At 60.7% G+C, this 19,902-nt stretch carries 20 protein-coding genes; 11 read left to right on the forward strand and 9 right to left on the reverse strand.

The window, feature by feature from the left end; genetic code table 11:
- Window positions 1–173: 173 nt before the first annotated feature.
- Window positions 174–1,304: a cell division protein ZapE gene (gene zapE / locus ACIOMO_RS08370; protein WP_401239859.1), complete on the reverse strand. Its 1,131-nt coding sequence runs from the start codon at window positions 1,302–1,304 to the stop codon at window positions 174–176.
- Between the two features lie 269 nt (window positions 1,305–1,573).
- Between zapE and ACIOMO_RS08375 the strand changes: the two genes are divergently transcribed.
- The 7 genes from ACIOMO_RS08375 to ACIOMO_RS08405 all read left to right on the forward strand — a co-directional run bounded on the left by ACIOMO_RS08375 (window position 1,574) and on the right by ACIOMO_RS08405 (window position 8,006).
- The gene (locus ACIOMO_RS08375) at window positions 1,574–2,077 is read left to right on the forward strand and encodes a spore coat U domain-containing protein (RefSeq protein ID WP_401239985.1); all 504 of its coding nucleotides are present in this window, start codon (window positions 1,574–1,576) and stop codon (window positions 2,075–2,077) included.
- Window positions 2,078–2,146: 69 nt separating this feature from the next.
- A complete protein-coding gene (locus ACIOMO_RS08380; protein ID WP_053121737.1) occupies window positions 2,147–2,680 on the forward strand; it encodes a spore coat U domain-containing protein in 534 nt (177 codons plus the stop codon).
- A 20-nt stretch (window positions 2,681–2,700) separates the two neighbouring features.
- Complete coding sequence (locus ACIOMO_RS08385; RefSeq protein ID WP_053121735.1) at window positions 2,701–3,237, forward strand: spore coat protein U domain-containing protein; 537 nt, start codon at window positions 2,701–2,703, stop codon at window positions 3,235–3,237.
- Window positions 3,238–3,241: 4 nt separating this feature from the next.
- Entirely contained in the window at window positions 3,242–3,742 is a 501-nt protein-coding gene (locus ACIOMO_RS08390; protein ID WP_212545730.1) for a spore coat U domain-containing protein, read from the forward strand.
- A 34-nt stretch (window positions 3,743–3,776) separates the two neighbouring features.
- Window positions 3,777–4,553: a molecular chaperone gene (locus tag ACIOMO_RS08395; RefSeq protein ID WP_212545731.1), complete on the forward strand. Its 777-nt coding sequence runs from the start codon at window positions 3,777–3,779 to the stop codon at window positions 4,551–4,553.
- Window positions 4,554–4,680: 127 nt separating this feature from the next.
- Window positions 4,681–7,038: a fimbria/pilus outer membrane usher protein gene (locus ACIOMO_RS08400; RefSeq protein WP_401239864.1), complete on the forward strand. Its 2,358-nt coding sequence runs from the start codon at window positions 4,681–4,683 to the stop codon at window positions 7,036–7,038.
- Window positions 7,035–8,006, forward strand: a complete 972-nt coding sequence (locus ACIOMO_RS08405; RefSeq protein WP_401239867.1) for a spore coat protein U domain-containing protein — start codon at window positions 7,035–7,037, stop codon at window positions 8,004–8,006. Before ACIOMO_RS08400 ends, ACIOMO_RS08405 begins: the two co-directional genes overlap by 4 nt.
- Window positions 8,007–8,127: 121 nt before the next feature.
- On the opposite strand, the gene ACIOMO_RS08410 is transcribed toward ACIOMO_RS08405, so the two are convergent.
- Both ACIOMO_RS08410 and ACIOMO_RS08415 read right to left on the reverse strand, forming a co-directional pair.
- Window positions 8,128–8,865: an anti-sigma factor gene (locus tag ACIOMO_RS08410; RefSeq protein WP_053121725.1), complete on the reverse strand. Its 738-nt coding sequence runs from the start codon at window positions 8,863–8,865 to the stop codon at window positions 8,128–8,130.
- Window positions 8,862–9,368 (reverse strand): sigma-70 family RNA polymerase sigma factor, encoded by a 507-nt coding sequence (locus ACIOMO_RS08415; protein ID WP_053121724.1) that lies wholly within the window; start codon window positions 9,366–9,368, stop codon window positions 8,862–8,864. Before ACIOMO_RS08415 ends, ACIOMO_RS08410 begins: the two co-directional genes overlap by 4 nt.
- Before the next feature lie 157 nt (window positions 9,369–9,525).
- Between ACIOMO_RS08415 and ACIOMO_RS08420 the strand changes: the two genes are divergently transcribed.
- Both ACIOMO_RS08420 and ACIOMO_RS08425 read left to right on the forward strand, forming a co-directional pair.
- On the forward strand, window positions 9,526–10,632 hold the full coding sequence (locus tag ACIOMO_RS08420) for a catalase family peroxidase (protein ID WP_401239871.1): 1,107 nt from the start codon (window positions 9,526–9,528) through the stop codon (window positions 10,630–10,632).
- On the forward strand, window positions 10,629–11,174 hold the full coding sequence (locus ACIOMO_RS08425) for a cytochrome b (protein ID WP_401239874.1): 546 nt from the start codon (window positions 10,629–10,631) through the stop codon (window positions 11,172–11,174). Before ACIOMO_RS08420 ends, ACIOMO_RS08425 begins: the two co-directional genes overlap by 4 nt.
- A gap of 94 nt (window positions 11,175–11,268) precedes the next feature.
- Here ACIOMO_RS08425 and ACIOMO_RS08430 read toward each other — a convergent pair whose 3' ends face one another.
- Complete coding sequence (locus tag ACIOMO_RS08430) at window positions 11,269–12,420, reverse strand: M14-type cytosolic carboxypeptidase (protein WP_401239877.1); 1,152 nt, start codon at window positions 12,418–12,420, stop codon at window positions 11,269–11,271.
- On the opposite strand from ACIOMO_RS08430, the gene ACIOMO_RS08435 reads away from it, so the two are divergent.
- Window positions 12,392–12,754, forward strand: coding sequence for a hypothetical protein (locus ACIOMO_RS08435; RefSeq protein WP_212551224.1), 363 nt, complete (start codon window positions 12,392–12,394; stop codon window positions 12,752–12,754). The two genes, ACIOMO_RS08430 and ACIOMO_RS08435, sit on opposite strands and share 29 nt — an antisense overlap.
- 144 nt (window positions 12,755–12,898) lie before the next feature.
- On the opposite strand, the gene ACIOMO_RS08440 is transcribed toward ACIOMO_RS08435, so the two are convergent.
- Window positions 12,899–13,237 (reverse strand): DUF6124 family protein, encoded by a 339-nt coding sequence (locus ACIOMO_RS08440; RefSeq protein ID WP_053121713.1) that lies wholly within the window; start codon window positions 13,235–13,237, stop codon window positions 12,899–12,901.
- A gap of 131 nt (window positions 13,238–13,368) precedes the next feature.
- Between ACIOMO_RS08440 and ACIOMO_RS08445 the strand changes: the two genes are divergently transcribed.
- Window positions 13,369–14,028, forward strand: coding sequence for a LexA family protein (locus ACIOMO_RS08445; RefSeq protein ID WP_401239880.1), 660 nt, complete (start codon window positions 13,369–13,371; stop codon window positions 14,026–14,028).
- 40 nt (window positions 14,029–14,068) lie between these two features.
- Here the strand turns inward: ACIOMO_RS08445 and ACIOMO_RS08450 are convergent, their stop codons facing one another.
- The 4 genes from ACIOMO_RS08450 to ACIOMO_RS08465 all read right to left on the reverse strand — a co-directional run bounded on the left by ACIOMO_RS08450 (window position 14,069) and on the right by ACIOMO_RS08465 (window position 19,817).
- Complete coding sequence (locus ACIOMO_RS08450; RefSeq protein ID WP_401239883.1) at window positions 14,069–16,018, reverse strand: acetyl/propionyl/methylcrotonyl-CoA carboxylase subunit alpha; 1,950 nt, start codon at window positions 16,016–16,018, stop codon at window positions 14,069–14,071.
- Window positions 16,018–16,833 carry a gamma-carboxygeranoyl-CoA hydratase gene (locus ACIOMO_RS08455; protein WP_401239886.1) on the reverse strand — a complete coding sequence of 272 codons (816 nt, stop codon included), beginning with the start codon at window positions 16,831–16,833 and terminating at the stop codon, window positions 16,018–16,020. The genes ACIOMO_RS08450 and ACIOMO_RS08455 overlap by 1 nt, the downstream gene beginning before the upstream one ends.
- Window positions 16,834–16,951: 118 nt before the next feature.
- Window positions 16,952–18,556, reverse strand: a complete 1,605-nt coding sequence (locus ACIOMO_RS08460; RefSeq protein ID WP_401239889.1) for a carboxyl transferase domain-containing protein — start codon at window positions 18,554–18,556, stop codon at window positions 16,952–16,954.
- A 97-nt stretch (window positions 18,557–18,653) separates the two neighbouring features.
- Complete coding sequence (locus ACIOMO_RS08465) at window positions 18,654–19,817, reverse strand: isovaleryl-CoA dehydrogenase (protein WP_053121705.1); 1,164 nt, start codon at window positions 19,815–19,817, stop codon at window positions 18,654–18,656.
- Window positions 19,818–19,902: the final 85 nt, after the last annotated feature.

The following is a 19,902-nucleotide window of genomic DNA, read 5'->3' on the forward strand; positions in this document are numbered from 1 at the left end:
GTTCACTTTAGAAAGAGGACAAAGGCACGAGGCGCTCGGAATGGACGACATGATAACGGCAGAAGCTAATGCAGGTGTAGGAGCTGCCGCAGGCTGCGATCTTTTGACTTGGCAAACCGAGGGTCAAAAGATCGCAGCCTCGTTTCACTCGACAGCTCCTACAGAGGCTGGCGTCAGGCTAGTTGAGGGATAACCTGAAGCTGCCCCAACCGGCTACGCGTACGCCCCAGATCAATCGCATCGCCGCCCAGGCTTTCGCACAGCGACAACCGGCCAATCAACGTCAGGTGTTTATCCTGGTCGTAAAGCACGTCGATCAAGTTAATGAAGCGCTGTTGCGCCGCAATCGAGCAGTCGCCCAGCAGTGGCAAATCATCGATCACCCAGTGATCGAAACGCCGGCACAACTCCAGATAATCCATCACCGCCGTCGGCTGCTCGCACAGGTCATCGAAGGTAAAAGCCACGCTTCTGTCGTCACACCGTCGCGCCCGAAAAAGCCGGGTACCGACAGCCAGCGACAATGGCGGGGCATCCTGTGCCGGCAGGTTCAGGGCCATGCGCTGAGCGGCCGTACCCGGCCAGACATAATGCCCATGGGTAAATACTTGATGCTCATGATTGCGCGCCAGACTGCGGTAATCATGCGGGCCGCCGACTTCCATGACCTGCATGCGCGTATTGATCAACTCGATCACCGGTTTGAAACGCGCGTGATAGAGCGGGTTGGGCAGCAAGCCTTCGGGCGGATAGTTAGAGGTCACCAACAGCAGAATTCCACGCTGGAACAGCGCTTTGAACAGCCGGGTGATGAGCATCGCGTCGCCGATGTCATGCACGTGAAATTCGTCGAAACACAACACCCGACAATCTTGCAGCAACTCATCGAGGGTGGTGGCGAGGGCGTCTTCCTGCTCGCGGTGGCTGAACATGCCTTGATGCAATTGCGCGAAAAACTGATGGAAGTGCAGCCGCCGCTTTTGCGTGATCGGCAGCGCCTGAAAGAAACCGTCGAGCAGCCAGCTCTTGCCACGCCCGACCGCGCCGTACAGGTACAGGCTCGGCGGAGTTTGTGCGGTGGCGCCGAACAGCAGACTGGCCTGTTGCGCCATGCAATCGATGACGCGCTGCTGACTGTGGCTGAGGGTGTAACCCTGCTGGTGCGCCTTGTTGCGGAAATAATCGCGGATCGACTGTGCGCTCGCCTCGTGCCCGGCGCTGGCGCCAATGCCCTTGCCGAACAAGCGGCGCAGCACCGGCCAGCGTTGGCTCAGGTGTGATCGTTTCGGCGGTCGGGCGGGCACTCTGCGGTCACTCCGTATCGGTCATGCCGCCTCCCCGGAGTGCGGCGCGACATTGTAACCAGGCGACGTCAACGGCTTCTACCTCGGGCTGTCGAGGCCGTTCGGTGACAGAACATTTTCTGCGTGTTGCCAACCTTTCGAAACATAACCCGACCGCTCCATGGATCCAATCGACTGGCGCAATCGCCGTGCGTTGCTAACCTGAAACACAGTCACGACAGCGCAAGCCAGTGCTGACAAGGAATGGCGCAGTGAATCAACGAGTGGTCATGGGCCTGCTGGGTGTGCTTGCTGCACCTGCATACGCGGCGGATCTACAGGTCGAAGTGCGAGTCGACGTGCAGCGCGGCTGCCAGTTGATCGGCCAGCAGCGCGAGGCCGGGATTGAGCAGCTCGGCGTGCTCGACTTTGGTAGCACCGCGCGCCTCGACGACCCTGACGGGCCATTGAGTGCGGCGCTGACCAATCAACGCTTGCCACGGCTGGAATGCAACCCGGACACGCCTTATCAGATGCGCGTTGACGGCGGTTTGCACGGCGGTGTCGGTGAGGTGCGATACATGGCCGGGACGGAGGGCAGCAAGCCGATTCCTTACCGCTTGTATCAGGATGCGGCGCGGCGAGTGCCGCTGGTGGTGGACGTAGCGGTCAGCGGGCGGGTGCCGGACACGGGCACGGTGGAGTTGCCGTTGTATGCGCGGATCGAGCGGCTGGCGCAAGTGCCGAAGGTCAGCCGCTATTCGGATGTAGTGAAAGTCACGGTCACCTGGTGATCGCAACGGACAGTAACAACGCAGCGCTCAATGATGAGCGCAGTCGCTGAAGGAGTAGGGACGGGCGCAATGGCAGGCAAATACTGGATGGTCATGGCAGCAGGTACGCTGGCGCTGCTCGCGGACGATGCGCAAGCAGCGGTCAGCGGGCAGATCCACGCGCGGCTGATCCTGATCGCCGGCTGCGAAGTCACCAACACCTCCAATCCCGCCAGTCCGGTCAGCGATCTCGGCACGCTGGATTTCGGTCAGCAGGGGCCGACCTGGAACGCGCCGATCAAAGCAGCCCTCGACGGCGACACCAGCGGCAAACTCAATGTCGCCTGCAACCCTTCGGTCACCGGTTTTACCGTCACCATCGACGGCGGCACCCATGGCGACGGCAACACCCGGCGCCTGAGCAACGGTCGCCAGACCCTCCCTTATCAGCTGTTTCTCGACCCCTCGGGCGCGCAGAGCTACAGCATCGGCCAACAACACAATTTCGCTGTCACCAGCGCTGCGCAAATACCCATTCCGGTATTTGGCTCGGTGGTGGCGAATACCCGCGCGGTTCCGGCAGGGGTCTACACCGACACCCTGACGGTGACGCTCGACTGGTAACCCCGTAGAGGACGGACACCATGCGTACGTTTGCATCAAGGATAGGTTTGCCGCTGCTCGGTCTGGCGCTGGTTTCCAGCGCCAACGCCGCCACCACGGTCACTGGCCAGATCACCTCCAGCCTGATCCTGATCAGCAGCTGTCAGGTCAACGGCGCCGGTGGCTCCACCGGCCTCAACTTCGGTGCCTTGAACTTCGGCACCGCCAACAGCCTGTTCACCACGGCCACCGGGCAAGTGCTCGGCGGTGGCGGCGGGGCGCTGTCGATTCTGTGCTCCAGCGGCACCACGCCCACGGTAAAAGTGCGCGCCGGTGCCCATGACGGCATGTCGCCGGGTGGCACCCGTGCGTTGTACGACGGCGTGGCGAATTACGTGCCCTACGACTTTTACACCGATGCCGGGCATTCGCAGCTGTTGGCGATCGACGGGACGATCAATCTCGCCGCGAGTACCGGTGTCGCGCAGACCGTGAATATCTACGGTCAGGCCGTGGGCAAGGCCGGTTTGCCGGCCGGCACCTACACCGACACCGTCGCTGTTGAACTGACGTTCTGATGCCATGTTCCGCCATGGCGGCATCGCGTTACTCCTGCTCTGTGCGGGCAGTGCACCGCTGCCGCTGACGGCGGCGACCAGCCAGAGCTTTCAGGTCAGCGCCACGGTCACGGCGGGGTGCCTGGTGGTGGGCGGGGTGTCGAACTATGGCGGGCTGAATTTCGGTTCACGGTCGGCGCTGGCCACCGGCACGGTGCAGGTCGCACTGACTGGCGGCGTGCAGTTGCAATGCACGCCGGGGGTGACGTTGAACATGAGCGTCGACGGCGGCCAGTACAACAGCAGTGGCCGGCACATGCAGGTCAACAGTGGCAGCGCGCGGGTGGCGTACACGCTGTTCCGCGATGCGGCGTACAGCCAGAGTCTGGGCATTGGCCAGAGTGTGGCTGTGGCGTACAGCGATGCAAACAACATCCGCCTGCCGATTTACGGTCAGGTGCAATTGCCGGGCAATCAGCCTGGGGGGACGTACAGCGATGTGTTGCAGGTGCAACTGTCGTGGTGAGGCGAGGTTTGATGTGCCGACAAGGAGCAGGTTTATGGGGGCAGTTACGTTCATGCGGCGCGCGGTGTTGGCGCTGTTCACGCTCGGGGCAGGTTATGCGCACGCCGCCAGTTCGGTGTTGATCTGGCCGATCGATCCGGTGCTGGAGGCTGATCAACAGGCCAGCGCGTTGTGGCTGGAAAATCGCGGCACTGAAACCGCCAACCTGCAGATCCGCGTGTTCGGCTGGAGCCAGAACGGGTACGAGGAGCAATACCAGAACCAGCGCGATGTGATCGGCAGCCCGCCGGTGGCGAAGATCGAGCCGGGTCAGAAACAACTGGTGCGCCTGACCCGCACCAAGGACGTGCCGCCCGGGCAGGAACTGGCCTACCGAATCATCATCGACGAAATCCCGTCCGCACAACCGCCCAGTGCTGAAGGTGGCAAAACAGCGGCGGCGATTCGTTTTCAGATGCGCTATTCGGTACCGCTGTTCGCTTACGGCGCCGGTCTGTGGAGCAAAGAAGACAGCACCCGCCAGCGCGATCCCAAGGGCATTGGTTTGCCACAATTGACCTGGCGCACGGTGGCGGTGGACGGCCGGCCGTATGTCGAGGTGCGCAATCAAGGTGCGGTGCATGCGCGGTTGACGGATGTCGCGATCAAACAGGGTGGGCAGAACAAACCGTTGGCGGAAGGCTTGCTCGGCTACGTGCTACCGGGCGCGGTGATGCGCTGGCCGGCACCGGGAGGGCTGGCGGGGGATTCGGCGTTGCAGGTGCGGGTGAATGGCGGGGCGCAGGTGCAGAGCATTACCCCGGCGAAGTGAATGGGCTGATTCGGTGTCATGGCAAAGGGATTCACCAGTGCCACAGGGTTCACTGACCACAGTGAAAGTGGTCATGGCCACCCGCAGTATCAGGAGGATTCAGTCCATTGACGGACGTAAAGCGCGTATGAGCCGAGGATGGGCTCGCCGTATTCAGCGTCCGTTGTGGTATCTCACCGGCGCGTGCTGCCTGGTGTTCGTTCAACCGTCCGGGGCCGGCGAACTGCCGCCACCGCCCAGCGGCATGGAGGCCGTCAGCGATGCACAGTTGTTTCTCGAACTGGTGGTCAACCAGATGAATACCGGGCAAGTGGTGGCGGTGCAGCAGCGCGGCGGGCGCCTGTTTTTACCCGCCACGGCGCTGCGTGAAACCGGTATGAAACTGCCTGAAAACATCGGCACTGAAGTCGACCTCGACAGCCTGCCCGGTCTGCACAGCGAATACGACAGCGTCGGTCAACGCTTGCTGCTCAACGTGCCGCCGGAATGGCTGCCAGAACAGTTCATCGGTAATCGCCAAGCCTATCCGCGCACTCCGGCGCTGAGCAGTTTCGGCGCGTTGTTCAACTACGACCTCTATCTCAACGACACCGATGATGCCGGCACCTATTTAGCGGCGTGGAACGAAGTGCGCCTGTTCGACAGTTGGGGCACGCTGTCCAACACCGGGCAATATCGACGCACGTTGTCCGGCGATTCAGTCAGCACACTGGACAACGGTTACCTGCGCTACGACACCACCTGGCGTTATTCCGATGACGAGCGAATGCTCACTTACGAGGCCGGCGACGTGATCAGCGGCGCCTTGCCTTGGAGCAGTTCGGTGCGTCTCGGTGGCGTGCAGTTCTCGCGGGACTTCGCCGTGCGCCCGGATCTGGTCACCTATCCGTTGCCGCAATTTGCCGGCGAAGCGGCGGTGCCGTCCTCGGTCGATCTGTTTATCAACGGCTACAAATCCAGCAGTGCCGAACTGCAACCGGGGCCGTACACGCTGACCAACATTCCATTTATCAACGGCGCGGGAGAAGCCGTGGTGGTGACCACGGATGCGTTGGGTCGACAGGTGTCGACCACGGTGCCGTTCTATGTCACCAGCAGCTTGTTGCAAAAAGGCTTGAGCGATTTTTCCGTGGCCGCCGGTTCCCTGCGTCGCGATTACGCTTTGAAGGATTTCAACTACGGCCCGGGCGTAACCTCCGGCAGCCTGCGCTACGGCGTCAGCGACAGTTTTACCCTGGAAAGCCACGCTGAAGCCTCCGACTCGCTGACCCTCGGTGGCCTCGGCGGCAATCTGCGGCTGGGTAATTTCGGTGTGCTCAACAGCGCCATGAGTCAAAGTCGTTTCGACGGCGAAGGCGGTCAGCAGTTAAGCCTCGGTTACCAGTACAGCAATCAGCGTTTCAGTTTTTCTTATCAGCGCCTGCAACGCCACGATCAATACGCTGACCTGACTGTGGTCGACACGCCGTACATCAGCCTCAGTCGGCGCAGTGAACAGGCGACCCTCAGCGTTAACCTCGACCGTTGGGGCAGCCTCGGCGCCGGGTATTTCGATGTGCGCGCGGCGGACGATTCACGCACACAATTGCTCAACCTGAGCTGGAGCAAACCGCTGTGGCGCAACAGCAGTTTCTACCTGTCAGCCAACCGCGAAATCGGCGACAGCAACTGGGCGGTGCAGGCGCAAGTGGTGATTCCGTTCGATTTACGCGGCAGCCTGGCGATCAGCACCGAGCGCAGCAAAACCGGGCAGAGCCAGCAGCGGGTCAACTACAGCCGGGCGGTGCCGACCGAGGGCGGCGTAGGTTTCAATCTGGGTTACGCCAAGGGCGATGGCCCGGACTATCGACAGGCCGACGTGACTTGGCGTCTGCAATCGGTGCAGTTGCAGGCCGGGGTTTACGGTTCGTCCGACGCCGAAACCCGTTGGGCCGATGCCAGTGGTTCGCTGGTGTGGATGGACAAGCAAGTGTTCGCCGCCAACCGCATCGACGATGCTTTTGTTGTGGTCAGCACTGAAGGTTTTTCCAACATTCCGGTGCGCTACGAAAATCAGCAAGTCGGCGAGACGGACAAGAACGGCCATTTGCTGGTGCCGTGGAGCAGCGCCTATTACCGCGGCAAATACGAGATCGATCCGCTCAACCTGCCGCCAAATGTGCGCAGCCCCAACGTCGAACAGCGCATTGCCGTGCGGCGTGGCAGTGGTTATCTGCTGGAGTTTCCGCTGACGCGGGTGATTGCCGCGAGCATCGTGCTGATCGACGCGCAGAAACGCGAACTGCCGTTGGGCGCTGGCGTGCTGCACGAACAGAGCGGCGCGCGGACGGTGGTGGGCTGGGATGGCCTGGTCTATCTGGAAAATCTCGAAGCGCAGAATTCCCTGCAAGTGACGTTGGCCGATGGCAGCACCTGTCGAGTGCAATTCCCGGTCGATATGCAGCAGAACCAGGTGCCGCTGATCGGCCCACTGGTGTGCCAATGACGGTTGCACGGATGTTTTTGTGGCTGGCGCTGATGCTGCCGGGGGCGGCGCAGGCGTTGTGCTCGGTGGTGGGGACGACCCCAGCGTCATTCGGTTCGATCAGTTCGATCGCCGTGCGCACCACCTCTCAACCCAGTTCGACGTTGAATGGCGGGTTGAGCTGCACCGGATCGCTGCTGTCCTTGCTGACCAGCAACGACCATTTCTGGGGTACCGTGACTTCGACCCAAAGTGGTCTGGTCGGGCCGACCGGCGATGTCATCAGTTACACGATTTACGCCAACAACAGCACCAGCTACCCGCTGACCCGTGGCACCGCTTATGACTTCGCCCGCAACGGCATCATTGATGCCTTGGGCCTGCTCAACGGCACGACGCCGAAAACCGTGCCGCTGTATTTGGGCACAACCATTGGCAGCAACGTCGCCGCCGGGGTCTACACCGAGACGCTGAGCATTTTCTGGAACTGGAATTACTGTTCGGGGATTGGCATTGGGGCGATCTGCATCGGTCGCGATATCAACAACGCTACGACTACTTTGACGGTGAGCCTGACCGTGTCCAATGACTGCACGATCACCGCGCCGAACATCGCCTTCGGCAGCGCGCCAGTGATTAGTGCGTTCACCCCGGTGAGCGGGCAGACCATTAATCTGGCGTGCACCAAGGGCAGCGCTTACACCGTGGGCTTGAGCGACGGGCAGAATGCAGTAAGCGTGGGCGGGCGGCGGCGGATGATTTCCGGCAGCAATTATATGGCCTACGACATCTTCAAAAGCGCCGGGACAACGCGCTGGGGCAGTGTCGGCACGGCACGTCGGTCGAGCACCGATGCCGAGGTCAACCCCGGCAACGGACTGGGCACAGGCAGCCAGATCTTCACCTACAACGCAAAAATCTACACCGACCAGACCACGCCGCCGGCAGGCACCTACCTGGATAACGTAGTACTCGACGTCGGGTTTTAATCGCACGCGATCCCCTGTAGGAGTGAGCCTGCTCGCGATAACGGTGTGTCATTGAAAATGATGGGGCTGATACACCGATATCGCGAGCAGGCTCACTCCTACAGGGTTTTTGCGGTGTTTTTCAGAATGGCAGTGATGGCTTGAGTTCGATCGGGCTCACCACCGCATAGTTGTACCCGCCACCCGACCAGTACTCAGCCTGCAAATCCCCGTCACTGCGGCTACCGCGCGGCAAAAAGGTGTTCTTCGGCCCCGGCGGGCGCACGTAGAAACTCACCTTGTGCCCGCTGCCATCCTCATACAGCACCATCGCCGCCGGGCCTTCATCGGTGCTCAGCAGGCGCCCGCTGACCGGTTCAAACCCGGCCGCTTTCAGATCTGGCAAACGGCTGGCCTGATTGAAATATCGATCAAGCCAACGCTGCATGTCGCCGTCACTGTCGACCTTGTAATCCGCCGGCAACATGCCTTGCTGGGCAATCAATCGATAGGCCTGAAGGGCGTCGGTCATCGGCAACATCGAAGAACGCACAAGGGTCATTTCCCGTGCCTGCCAACCACTGAAACCACCGATGCTGACCGCGATCAGCAACATCGCCGCACTGGCCAGATGGCGCCGTGACTGACGCTGGCGGCGCTGACGAATCAGCGCCGGGTCAAGCTCCGGATTGGCTGGTTGCTGCAACGCGCCGCTGAGTGCCGCGCGCAGTTGCTGGGCGTCCTGTTGCCAGGCGCGCACTTGCGCGGCTTCATCCGGGTGAGCGGCCAGCCAGGTCTCCAGCACACGCCGGTCGGCGTCGCTGAGTTGGTGGTCGATGTAGGCGTGCAAATCACGCTCGCTGGGAGGCAGGCTGATCATTTGAGTATCCGCAAAGAAGGGCTGCTGATTTCGCCGTCGCTGAGTTGGCGCAAGGCCTGGCGGGCGCGGGACAGGCGCGACATCACGGTGCCGATCGGGGCGCCAAGAATCTCGGCGACCTCTTTATAAGTCAGGCCCTCGACCGAGACCATCAGCAGCAGGGCGCGCTGTTCAGTGGGCAGTCGGTCGAAGGCTTGCAGGGTCGATTGGGCGATCACTGTGCGCTCGACCGAGGGTTCGGCGTCGTCACGTCCGGTGAAAAATTCGAGCATCCGCGCATAGCGCCGGGAGCGGCGGTGGGCGTCGAGAAATTGTCGATAGAGGATCGCAAACAGCCAGGCTCGCAAATCGCCGTCGGCACGTTTATCGCCCCAACTCGACAGGGCGCGCTCCAGGCTCGCCTGCACCAGATCGTCTGCGCTGCTGCTGTTGCGCGTCAACGACACGGCAAAGCGGCGCAATCTGGGAATGATTTCTCTCAACTGTTCGTCGAATTCGCTCATGAAGTTCTGCTAGTCACTACGCTGTGGACTAGGGAGACGTCCGCCGTGGCAGGTTATTCCACGTTCGGAAAAATAAATACCGGGCCGTGGAATAAACCGCGACGGGGCGCGTCTTGCTGATTCTTCCTACTCGTGGCCGATGGCCCTGGAGTCGTTCATGGTTGATCGCTCATCCCCCAACGCTGCCCCGCCCGAAAGGCCGCAGCGCCCGCCCTTGAGTGCCGCGAGCCTGATCTTGCGTCTAGGCGGCATCGCCGTGGTGGTCGCCGCCGTAGCCGGGGCGTTTGCCTACGTGCATGGCAACTTTGACCCACAGCGTCTGACGCCGAAAGCGCTGGTCGATGTGCTGGAAAAGAACAACGGCGTGCATCCGGGATTTCGCCGTAATCATGCCAAAGGCGTCTGCGTGATCGGCCATTTCGAGAGCAGCGGCGAGGCGCGGGTGTTCTCCACCGCCCAGGTGTTCAATGATCCGAGTACCCCGGTGGTCGGACGTTTCGCACTGCCGGCGGGCAACCCTTATGCGCCGGACAGCAGCGTGCCGATTCGCAGTCTGGCGCTGCGTTTCACTCAGGCCAACGGGCAGCAGTGGCGCACCGGGATGAACAGCATGCCGGTGTTCCCGGTCGGCACGCCCGAGGCGTTCTATCAATTGCAACAGGCGCAGTCGCCGGATCCCGCGACGGGCAAACCGGATCCGAGCAAGGTACCAGCCTTTTTCGCCTCGCACCCGGAAGCGGTGTCGTTTTTGACGTGGGTGAAAACCGCCAAGCCGTCGGCCAGTTACGCCACGGAAACCTATAACAGCGTCAACGCGTTTTATCTGGTCGACGCCAGCGGCAAAAAGCAGGCGGTACGCTGGAGCATGACGCCGTTGGCGCAGGATGCAGCAGGGGCGACGGCACCTGAGGGCGGCGATTTTCTTGAGAAGGATCTGGTGCAAAAACTGGCCGCCGCGCCGCTGCGGTTTCAGTTGAATATCACCTTGGCCAATCCTGAGGATCCGGTCAACGACGCCAGTAAAACCTGGCCGGCGGGGCGCAAAGTGGTCAACGCCGGCACCTTGGTGCTGGAGAAAACCCAGCCACAACTCAGTGGCGAGTGTCGCGACATCAACTACGACCCTCTTGTGTTGCCGGCCGGGATTCAAGGCACCGCCGATCCGTTGCTCGCCGCGCGCTCCGCCGGTTACGCCGATTCTTACCTGCGTCGCACCAGCGAAGTCAGCCAGTTGCCCGCCGCCAAACAGGAGGCTCGCCCATGAGAACTCAACCGACGCATTTCGTATTGTTGGCGCGACTGCTGCACTGGCTGATGGCGCTGATGATCATCGCCATGCTGTTTATTGGCGCGGGGATGGTGACGTCTGTTTCAGAGCGGCATGAATGGCTGATCCATCTGCACAAGCCGTTGGGCATTGCGATTCTGGTATTGGTTGTCGTGCGTCTGCTGGTGCGTTTGACCACGCGCCAACCCCCTTTGCCAGCGGATCTGCCGGACTTTCAGGTATTGGCGGCCAAGGCTTCGCATCTGTTGTTGTACGCGTTGATGCTGGTGTTGCCGCTGCTCGGTTGGGCGATGATCAGCGCCTCGGGTGAACCGGTGATGCTCAGCACTACGCTGCAGTTGCCGTCGATTGTGCCGGCCGATGCGCAGTTGTTTGCGTGGCTGCGCAAGGCCCATGGTTATCTGGCGTACCTGCTGTTTCTGACGGTGCTGCTGCACCTGGCGGCGGCGCTGTTTCATGGCTGGGTGCGCCGCGATGAGGTGCTCGACAGCATGTTGCGCGGTCGCGATCGTCATTGAGTGAGTCAGGGGGCGGGCCGGCGCGTAAAGCTACGGCCTGAAGCAAAAGATCGCAGTCAGGCTGCGATCTTTTTTTTGCGTGGAGGGCAGGGGATCAGCGCAGGGTGTCGACCATGTCGGCGATGGTGGTCAGCACGTCTTTGCCCAGTTGTTTCGAGCGTTTGCCCGACCAGCCGGTTTCTTTGTCGGGATGGTCGTCGTGATCCTTGAACGGCATTTCCAGGGTCAGCGACAGGCAGTCGTATTTCTGGCCGACGCTGTTGCAAGCCAGGGTCATGTTGGCCTGACCCGGTTCGTCGCGAACATAGCCGTACTTGGTCTGGAAGTCTTTGGTGGTGTGCTTGAGGTGACTGCGGAAGTGTTCTTCAAGCTTCTCGATGCGCGGCGTGTAACCCGGATTGCCTTCGCAACCGGCGGTGAACACGTGAGGGATTTCCTCGTCACCGTGTGCGTCAAGGAAGAAATCGACGCCATACTTTTCCATCTGCTGCTGTACGAAAAGTACCTCGGGGCTGACTTCCTGACTGGCGTTCTGCCAGGCGCGGTTCAAATCCTGGCCCATGGCGTTGGTACGCAGGTGGCCGTGGAAAGCGCCGTCCGGGTTCATGTTCGGCACCAGGTACAGATCGGCGCTGGTCAGCAGCTTGTTGAGCACCGGATCTTCGTGACGTTCCAGACGTTCGATGATGCCTTCCATGAACCATTCGGCCATGTGCTCGCCGGGGTGTTGCTGGGCGATGATCCAGACTTTGCGCTGGCCTCCAGCGCCCGAGCCTTTGCGCAGCAACTGGATGTCGCGGCCTTCGACGCTTTTGCCCGTGGCGAGCAGTTCAGTGCCGGCCTTGGTCAGCGCCTGCTCGATCAGCCAGTCGTGACGGCCACGGCTGTACGGTTCGAAGTAGGCGAACCAGGCGTGGGTCTGCGTGGCTTCGAGGCAGAAGCGCAAGCAATCGCCTTCGAAAATTGTTGGTACGCGGAACCAGTTGACGTGATCGTAGGAGGCCACGGCTTGATAGCCATCCCAGGCTTTGTTGTACGAGGACTGGCTGGCGTTGTTCAAACGGAACCAGTGTTCCTGACCGACGTGCAAGCCGCTGGCCTTGAAGTGGAACCACTGAAAATGGGCGCTGCGCGTGTCCGGGCGGATAGCCAGAACCGGGCTGAGCGGATTGCTGATGTCGATGACTTGGATGTTGCCGCTGTCGAAATTGGCGCTGATGTCGAACGAAGATTTGGCCACGGTCATATCGGTTCCTGATCAGGATTGTTATGGCCGATACTTTACACAAGATTGGGCTGAAACCGAGGGTAATTGCGGGGTTGTGGCGGGGGCGTCCTCCATGACGCGGAGGCAGCTTAGAGATTATGCGATTGATTCTCAAGTGCTATTTGTCGTTAGTTTGCCCCAATGCGGCCGGGCTTGGCTTGCCAATCGATATTCTTTTGATATTATCCGCGCCATCGAATTTGCAGCACCTAAAGACTTCATTAGCCTGAAGCCACAAGCCCGAAAAACGGGTAAAAAAAAGACCCGGAAAAAATCCGGGTCAAAAACCGTGATTAGCCTGATGAGGAGATAGTCCAGAAGACCGACCTAAGGTCTCTGGTCCATCGACTGATCTCGCGATCAGCTGCATGCAATAATAATCATTATCATTTGCAAGTCAAATGTTTTTATCTGCGCGATTGGAAAATTCTTTCCTGTCCGTTCGAACCCCCGTTCCTCAAACTTCATCGCCATCCAGCGAGTGGTCGACCATCGCCCGCGCCATATCCACCATATGCACCACCGAAAATGCCAGATCGCGACTCGCGCCTTGCAGGTTTTCTGCTGCCTTGAAAGCGGTGGCGGCTGCGCAGCGCAATAGGTCGGAGGCGTGTACCAGTGCTTCTTCGCCGCTGACATGCCGATTGACGTCGAAAAAACGCTCATCGACCTCGGGTGTCGACACAGTTGGTTTCAAGTAATAGTCCAGCGCTCGTTGCGCGGCGGCGTTGCCTTGGGGCGAGGTGAACGTGGTGTCCATTTGCAGGTCGGGCAAGTCTTTGCTGCTGATGTTCATGATGAAGGGCCACTCCTTGTTTGATTAACTGTCCGTGCGATCAGCATAGTACGATGCGTAGTTGTGACCAGAATTTAAATACGACAATTTGTGTTTTGCTGGCCGAAGGCGTCCCGCGTAAGGTGCCGCACATGGATAAATGGATTGAGTTGGTCAAGGCCAAAATGAGTGAACTCAAAATCACTCAAACAGAGCTCGGAGAGCGTGTTGGCATGTCCCAGGGCGGCATCGGCCATTGGCTGAACAAGCGTCGTGAACCGGGCGTCGCGGAGATGAACCGCGTGCTGCAAGCGCTGGGCATGGATTTTCTCGAAGTGGCGATGGTCATTCGCGAGCCGCAGCCCGTGGCGAACGACGACATGCCGCTGACGCAGAAATATAACCCTTACTTTCGCTACCCGGTGAGCGAATGGAGCGCGCCACTGCAAGCGCGGGAAAGTGCGCCGCAGCCCTACGGCAAACACGAGGACAGGCAACGCTTCGAGCTGACGGATTATCACGCTCGCGGCGCCGCGTTCTGGCTGAGGGTGTCAGGCGATTCGATGACCGCGCCCAAAGGCACGAGCATCCCCGAAGGCATGCTGATTCTGGTCGATCCGGAGGCAGAGGCAGTCCCCGGCAAACTGGTGATCGCCCAGTGGTCGGACAGCCATGAAGCGATTTTCCGCAAGCTCGACGAAGAGGGCGGCCAGCGTTACCTGATACCGCTCAATCCGACTTGGCCGAAAGCCTTGTTCACCGATGAGTGTCGAATCCTCGGCGTGGTGGTGCAGGCAACGGCGCGCTTCTAGTCAGACCGATCCTCGCCAGGTGTAGGATCGGTCTCTTTATTCACACTGCTTCCAGTTCAACCAAAGCGCTGCCTTCGCCGACCATTTCACCTTCCTGGCAATACAGCGCTTTGATCACCCCGGCATGCGGCGCACGGATGCTGTGCTCCATCTTCATCGCTTCCAGCACCACCAGTTGCGCACCGGCTTCGACCGTTTGCCCGGCCTCGACTAAGACCCGCACGATGCTGCCGTTCATCGGTGCCGTCAGACCGCCCTGATGACTGTTACTGGCTTCCACCGCACTGATCGGGTCGTAAGCTTCGACGCGACGCAACTCGCCTTCCCATTGCAGATACAGCGCATCACCCTGACGAATAGCCCGCAAGGTCCGACGCACGCCTTCGTGTTCAACAACCAGCGAATCGCCGAGCAGTTTTGCATCACCGCCAGCCCCCAGCGTCAACGCCCGATCCTGCCCTTCGCAACTCAAATGCAGGGTAATTTCCCGAGGCAAACCCGCGCGCAATCCGCTGTTCCGCGACCACGGTGAAGCAGCATCATCCGCCCGCACAACGCTCGGCAAACTCTGCGCAAACGCCTGCGCCGCCGCCTGCCAGAACCCGTCACTCAATTCGCTCGGCGCTGGCAGCAATTGCGCCTGATAGCGCGGAATAAACCCGGTATCCAGTTCCGCCGCCGCAAACGCCGGATGCGCGATGATCCGCCGCAGAAAGTTGATGTTGGTCTTCAACCCGCCAATCGCAAATTCATCGAGCATGCTCAACAAACGCAGGCGCGCCTGTTCACGATCCTCGCCCCAGGCAATCAGCTTGCCGAGCATCGGGTCGTAGAACGGCGAAATCTCATCACCTTCCTCAACCCCGCTGTCCACTCGACGCCCAGGCCCTTCAGCCGACTCGCGATACAAATCCAGACGCCCGGTGGCCGGCAGAAAATCATTCGAAGGGTCTTCGGCATACAAGCGCACTTCAATCGCATGGCCATTGAGCGGCACCTGCTCCTGAGTGATCGGCAGCGCTTCACCCCGCGCCACACGAATCTGCCAGGCGACCAGATCCAGACCAGTGATCGCCTCGGTCACTGGGTGTTCAACTTGAAGGCGCGTGTTCATCTCCATAAAGAAGAATTCGCCACGCGCATCCAGCAGAAACTCCACCGTGCCGGCGCCGACATAACCGATCGCCTGCGCCGAACGTACAGCCGCTTCGCCCATCGCCCGACGCAGTTCAGCGGACAGGCCCGGTGCTGGCGCCTCTTCAACGACTTTCTGATGCCGCCGCTGAATCGAGCAATCACGCTCATTCAGGTACAGGCAATTGCCATGCTGATCGGCGAACACCTGAATTTCGACGTGACGCGGTTTCAGCAGATATTTCTCCACCAGCATCCGCGAATCGCCGAACGACGACTGCGCTTCACGCTGTGCGGAGGCGAGTGCTTCGGCGAGCTGGCCGACCTCTTCAACAACCTTCATGCCTTTGCCACCGCCGCCGGCCGTAGCCTTAAGCAACACCGGATAACCGATGCGTTCGCAGGCAGCACGGAAGGTCTCGAGATCCTGCGCTTCGCCGTGATAACCCGGCACCAAAGGCACGCCGGCAGTTTCCATCAACGCCTTGGCCGCCGATTTGCTGCCCATCGCGTCGATGGCCGAGGCCGGGGGGCCGAGGAAAATCAGCCCGGCCGCTTCAATCGCGCGGGCGAACCCGGCGTTCTCCGACAGAAAGCCGTAACCCGGATGAATCGCCTGCGCGCCGCTGGCCTTGGCCGCCGCAATCAGTTTGTCGATTTGCAAATAACTGTCAGCCGCTTTGCTGCCGCCGAGATCGACGCGGATATCCGCTTCACGGCTGTGCCGCGCCTCACGGTCGGTGGCGCTGTGCACGGCGACGGTGGTCAGGCCCAAGGCTTTGGCGGTGCGCATCACGCGGCATGCGATTTCGCCACGGTTGGCCACCAGCAGGGTGGTGAGAACGGGTGCGCTCATCAACGCGGCTCCTTGGTGGTGGTTTCGGCTTGCCAGCTCGGCGGACGTTTTTGCAGAAAGGCCCGCAGACCTTCCTGACCTTCCGGGCTGACGCGGATGCGAGCGATGGCATTTTCGGTGTAGCGGCGCAGCGCCGGGGTCAACGCGCCGTTGCCGACTTCACGCAACAAATCCTTGCTGGCGCGCATGGCAGCGGGGCTGTTGAGCAGCAGATTGTTGATCCACTGTTCGACCTGTTGCTCCAGTTCAGCGGCCGGATAGCTGTCGGACAACAAACCGATTTCCCGTGCCCGCTGACCGCCAAAACGTTCAGCGGTCAGCGCATAACGCCGCGCTGCACGTTCGCCAATGGCTTGCACCACGAACGGACTGATCACCGCCGGCGCCAGACCGATGCGCACTTCCGACAAACAGAACTGCGCGTCGTCGGCACCGATCGCCATGTCGCAGCAACTGATCAAACCCAGCGCGCCACCGAATGCCGCGCCTTGCACCACGGCCACGGTGGGGATTTTCAGCTTGGCGAGGTTGTACATCAGCTCGGCGAGTTCGCGGGCGTCGTCGAGGTTGGTGTGGTAATCGAGCTCGGCCGATTGCTGCATCCACGCCAGATCGGCGCCGGCGCTGAAGTGCTTGCCACGCCCGCGCACCAGCAGGAAACGCAGGCTGGCGTCGCTGGCAACTTTGTCGAGGGCGAGGATCAGTTCGCGGATCATCTCGGCGTTGAACGCGTTGTTTTTCTCCGCGCGGTTGAGCCACAGGGTGGCGAAACCCCGTGGGTCGCTTTGCAGTTCGAGGGTGTTGAAGTCGCTCATATTCTTCCGTCTCCACGGTTCTTGTGGGAGCAAGGCTTGCCCGCGAAAGTAGTCATTCCACCATTGATGTGACTGACACATCGCCTTCGCGGGCAAGCCTTGCTCCTACAGGATCGAATCACATCCGGAACACGCCGAAGCGGCTCGGTTCGATTGGCGCGTTCAGCGACGCGGACAAGGCCAGGGCCAGCACATCGCGGGTCTGCGCCGGGTCGATAACGCCGTCGTCCCACAGCCGTGCGCTGGAATAGTAGGGGTGACCCTGTTCTTCGTACTGGTCGAGGATCGGTTGCTTGATCTCGGCTTCCTGCTCGGCACTGAAGCTTTGGCCACTGCGTTCAGCCTGCTCGCGTTTGACCTGCACCAACACGCCGGCCGCTTGTTCAGCGCCCATCACACCAATGCGCGCATTCGGCCACATCCACAGAAAACGCGGATCGTAAGCGCGGCCGCACATGCCGTAGTTACCGGCGCCGAAACTGCCGCCGATGATCACGGTGAATTTCGGCACTTTGGCGCAAGCCACGGCCGTCACCAGTTTCGCGCCGTGCTTGGCGATGCCACCGGCCTCGTATTTCTGGCCGACCATGAAGCCGGTGATGTTTTGCAGGAACAGCAACGGAATGCCGCGCTGACAGGCCAGCTCGATGAAGTGCGCGCCTTTCTGCGCGGCTTCGGCGAAGAGGATGCCGTTGTTCGCCAGAATCGCGATCGGGTAACCGTGCAGATGCGCAAAACCGCAAACCAGCGTGGCGCCGAACAGCGCTTTGAACTCATCGAACACCGAACCGTCGACCAGTCGTGCAATCACTTCGCGCACGTCGAACGGCTGCTTGGCGTCCGCCGAAACCACGCCGTACAACTCATCGCTGGCATACAGCGGCGCAATCGGTGCGCGCTGTTGCACTTCGCCGAGCTTGCGCCAGTTGAGGTTGGCCACGCTGCGGCGGGCGAGGGCGAGGGCGTGTTCGTCACTCTCGGCGTAATGGTCGGCAACCCCGGAAATCTTGCAGTGCACGTCGGCCCCGCCGAGGTCTTCGGCGCTGACCACTTCACCGGTCGCGGCTTTCACCAACGGCGGGCCGGCGAGGAAAATCGTCGCCTGATTGCGCACCATGATCGCTTCGTCGGCCATCGCCGGCACGTAAGCGCCGCCCGCAGTGCACGAGCCCATGACCACGGCGATTTGCGGAATGCCCATCGCGCTCATGTTGGCCTGGTTAAAGAAGATCCGCCCGAAGTGCTCGCGATCCGGGAACACTTCGTCCTGACGCGGCAGGTTGGCGCCGCCGGAGTCGACCAGATAGATGCACGGCAGACGATTCTGCTGCGCGATGGTTTGTGCGCGCAGATGTTTTTTCACAGTCAGCGGGTAGTACGAGCCACCCTTAACAGTCGCGTCGTTGGCGACGATCATGCATTCGACGCCTTCGACCCGGCCGATCCCGGCAATCACACCGGCCGCCGGCACGTCTTCGCCATACACGGCGTGGGCCGCCAGTTGGCTGATTTCCAGAAACGGAGAGCCCGGATCGAGCAAACGGTTGATGCGTTCACGCGGCAGCAATTTGCCCCGTGAAGTGTGACGCTCCTGAGCTTTCGCGCCACCACCCTGCGCCACTTGGGCGAGCAGGGTGTGCAGGGCGTCGACCTGTTTGAGCATCGCCGCGCTGTTGGCGGCGAACTCCGCTGAACGAGGATTGAGCTGTGTATGCAGAATCATGGCTTACTCCGTAAGCAGCTACGAGTTGCAAGCTTGGAGCGGCAAGTTAAAGCTGTTCTCTTGCAGCTTGAAACTTGCAGCTCGCAGCTGACGAAATTTATTTCGTTTCGTTGAAGAGTTCGCGACCGATCAGCATGCGACGGATCTCACTGGTGCCAGCGCCGATTTCGTACAGCTTGGCGTCGCGCAGCAGACGGCCCGCCGGGAATTCGTTGATGTAACCGTTACCGCCGAGAATCTGGATCGCGTCGAGGGCCATTTGTGTGGCGCGTTCAGCGGTGTAGAGGATCACGCCGGCGGCGTCTTTGCGCGTGGTTTCGCCGCGTTCGCAGGCCTGCGCCACTGCATAGAGATAAGCGCGGCTGGCGTTGAGTTGGGTGTACATGTCGGCGACTTTGCCCTGGATCAGCTGGAACTCGCCGATGCTTTGACCGAACTGTTTGCGGTCGTGGATGTACGGCACGATCAGGTCCATGCACGACTGCATGATCCCGGTCGGGCCGCCAGAGAGCACCACGCGCTCGTAATCGAGGCCGCTCATCAACACTTTCACACCACCGTTGAGCACGCCGAGGATGTTTTCTTCCGGCACTTCGACGTCATCGAAGAACAGCTCGCAAGTGTTGGAGCCGCGCATGCCGAGCTTGTCGAACTTGTTGCTGCGGCTGAAGCCTTTCCAGTCGCGCTCGACGATGAATGCGGTGATGCCGTGCGGGCCTTTTTCCAGATCGGTTTTGGCGTAGATCACGTAAGTGTTGGCGTCGGGGCCGTTGGTGATCCAGGTTTTGCTGCCGTTGAGGACGTAACGGTCGCCGCGTTTGTCGGCGCGCAATTTCATCGAGACCACGTCGGAACCGGCATTCGGTTCGCTCATCGCCAATGCGCCGACGTGCTCGCCGCTGATCAGTTTCGGCAGGTACTTGGTTTTCTGTTCGTGGTTACCGTTGCGATTGATCTGGTTGACGCAGAGGTTCGAATGCGCGCCGTAGGACAGCGCCACCGAGGCCGAGCCGCGGCTGATTTCTTCCATCGCCACGACGTGTGCCAGGTAACCGAGGCCAGCACCGCCGTACTCTTCTGGCACGGTAATGCCGAGCAGGCCCATGTCACCGAATTTGCGCCACATGTCGGCGGGGAACAGGTTGTCGCTGTCGATCTGCGCCGCACGCGGGGCGATCTCCTTGGCGACAAAGGACTGAACCTGATCGCGCAGCATGTCGATGGTTTCACCGAGGGCAAAATTCAGGGATGGATAGCTCATGGGTCACCTTTTGGCTTTTTTGTAGGGTGGGGAGGGCGGTCGCTCGGCTCTCACCTTTACGTTAACGTAAGCCTGTGACGAATGG

This window comes from Pseudomonas sp. NPDC087804 (genome assembly GCF_044742965.1).
GTDB lineage: Bacteria > Pseudomonadota > Gammaproteobacteria > Pseudomonadales > Pseudomonadaceae > Aquipseudomonas > Aquipseudomonas rustica.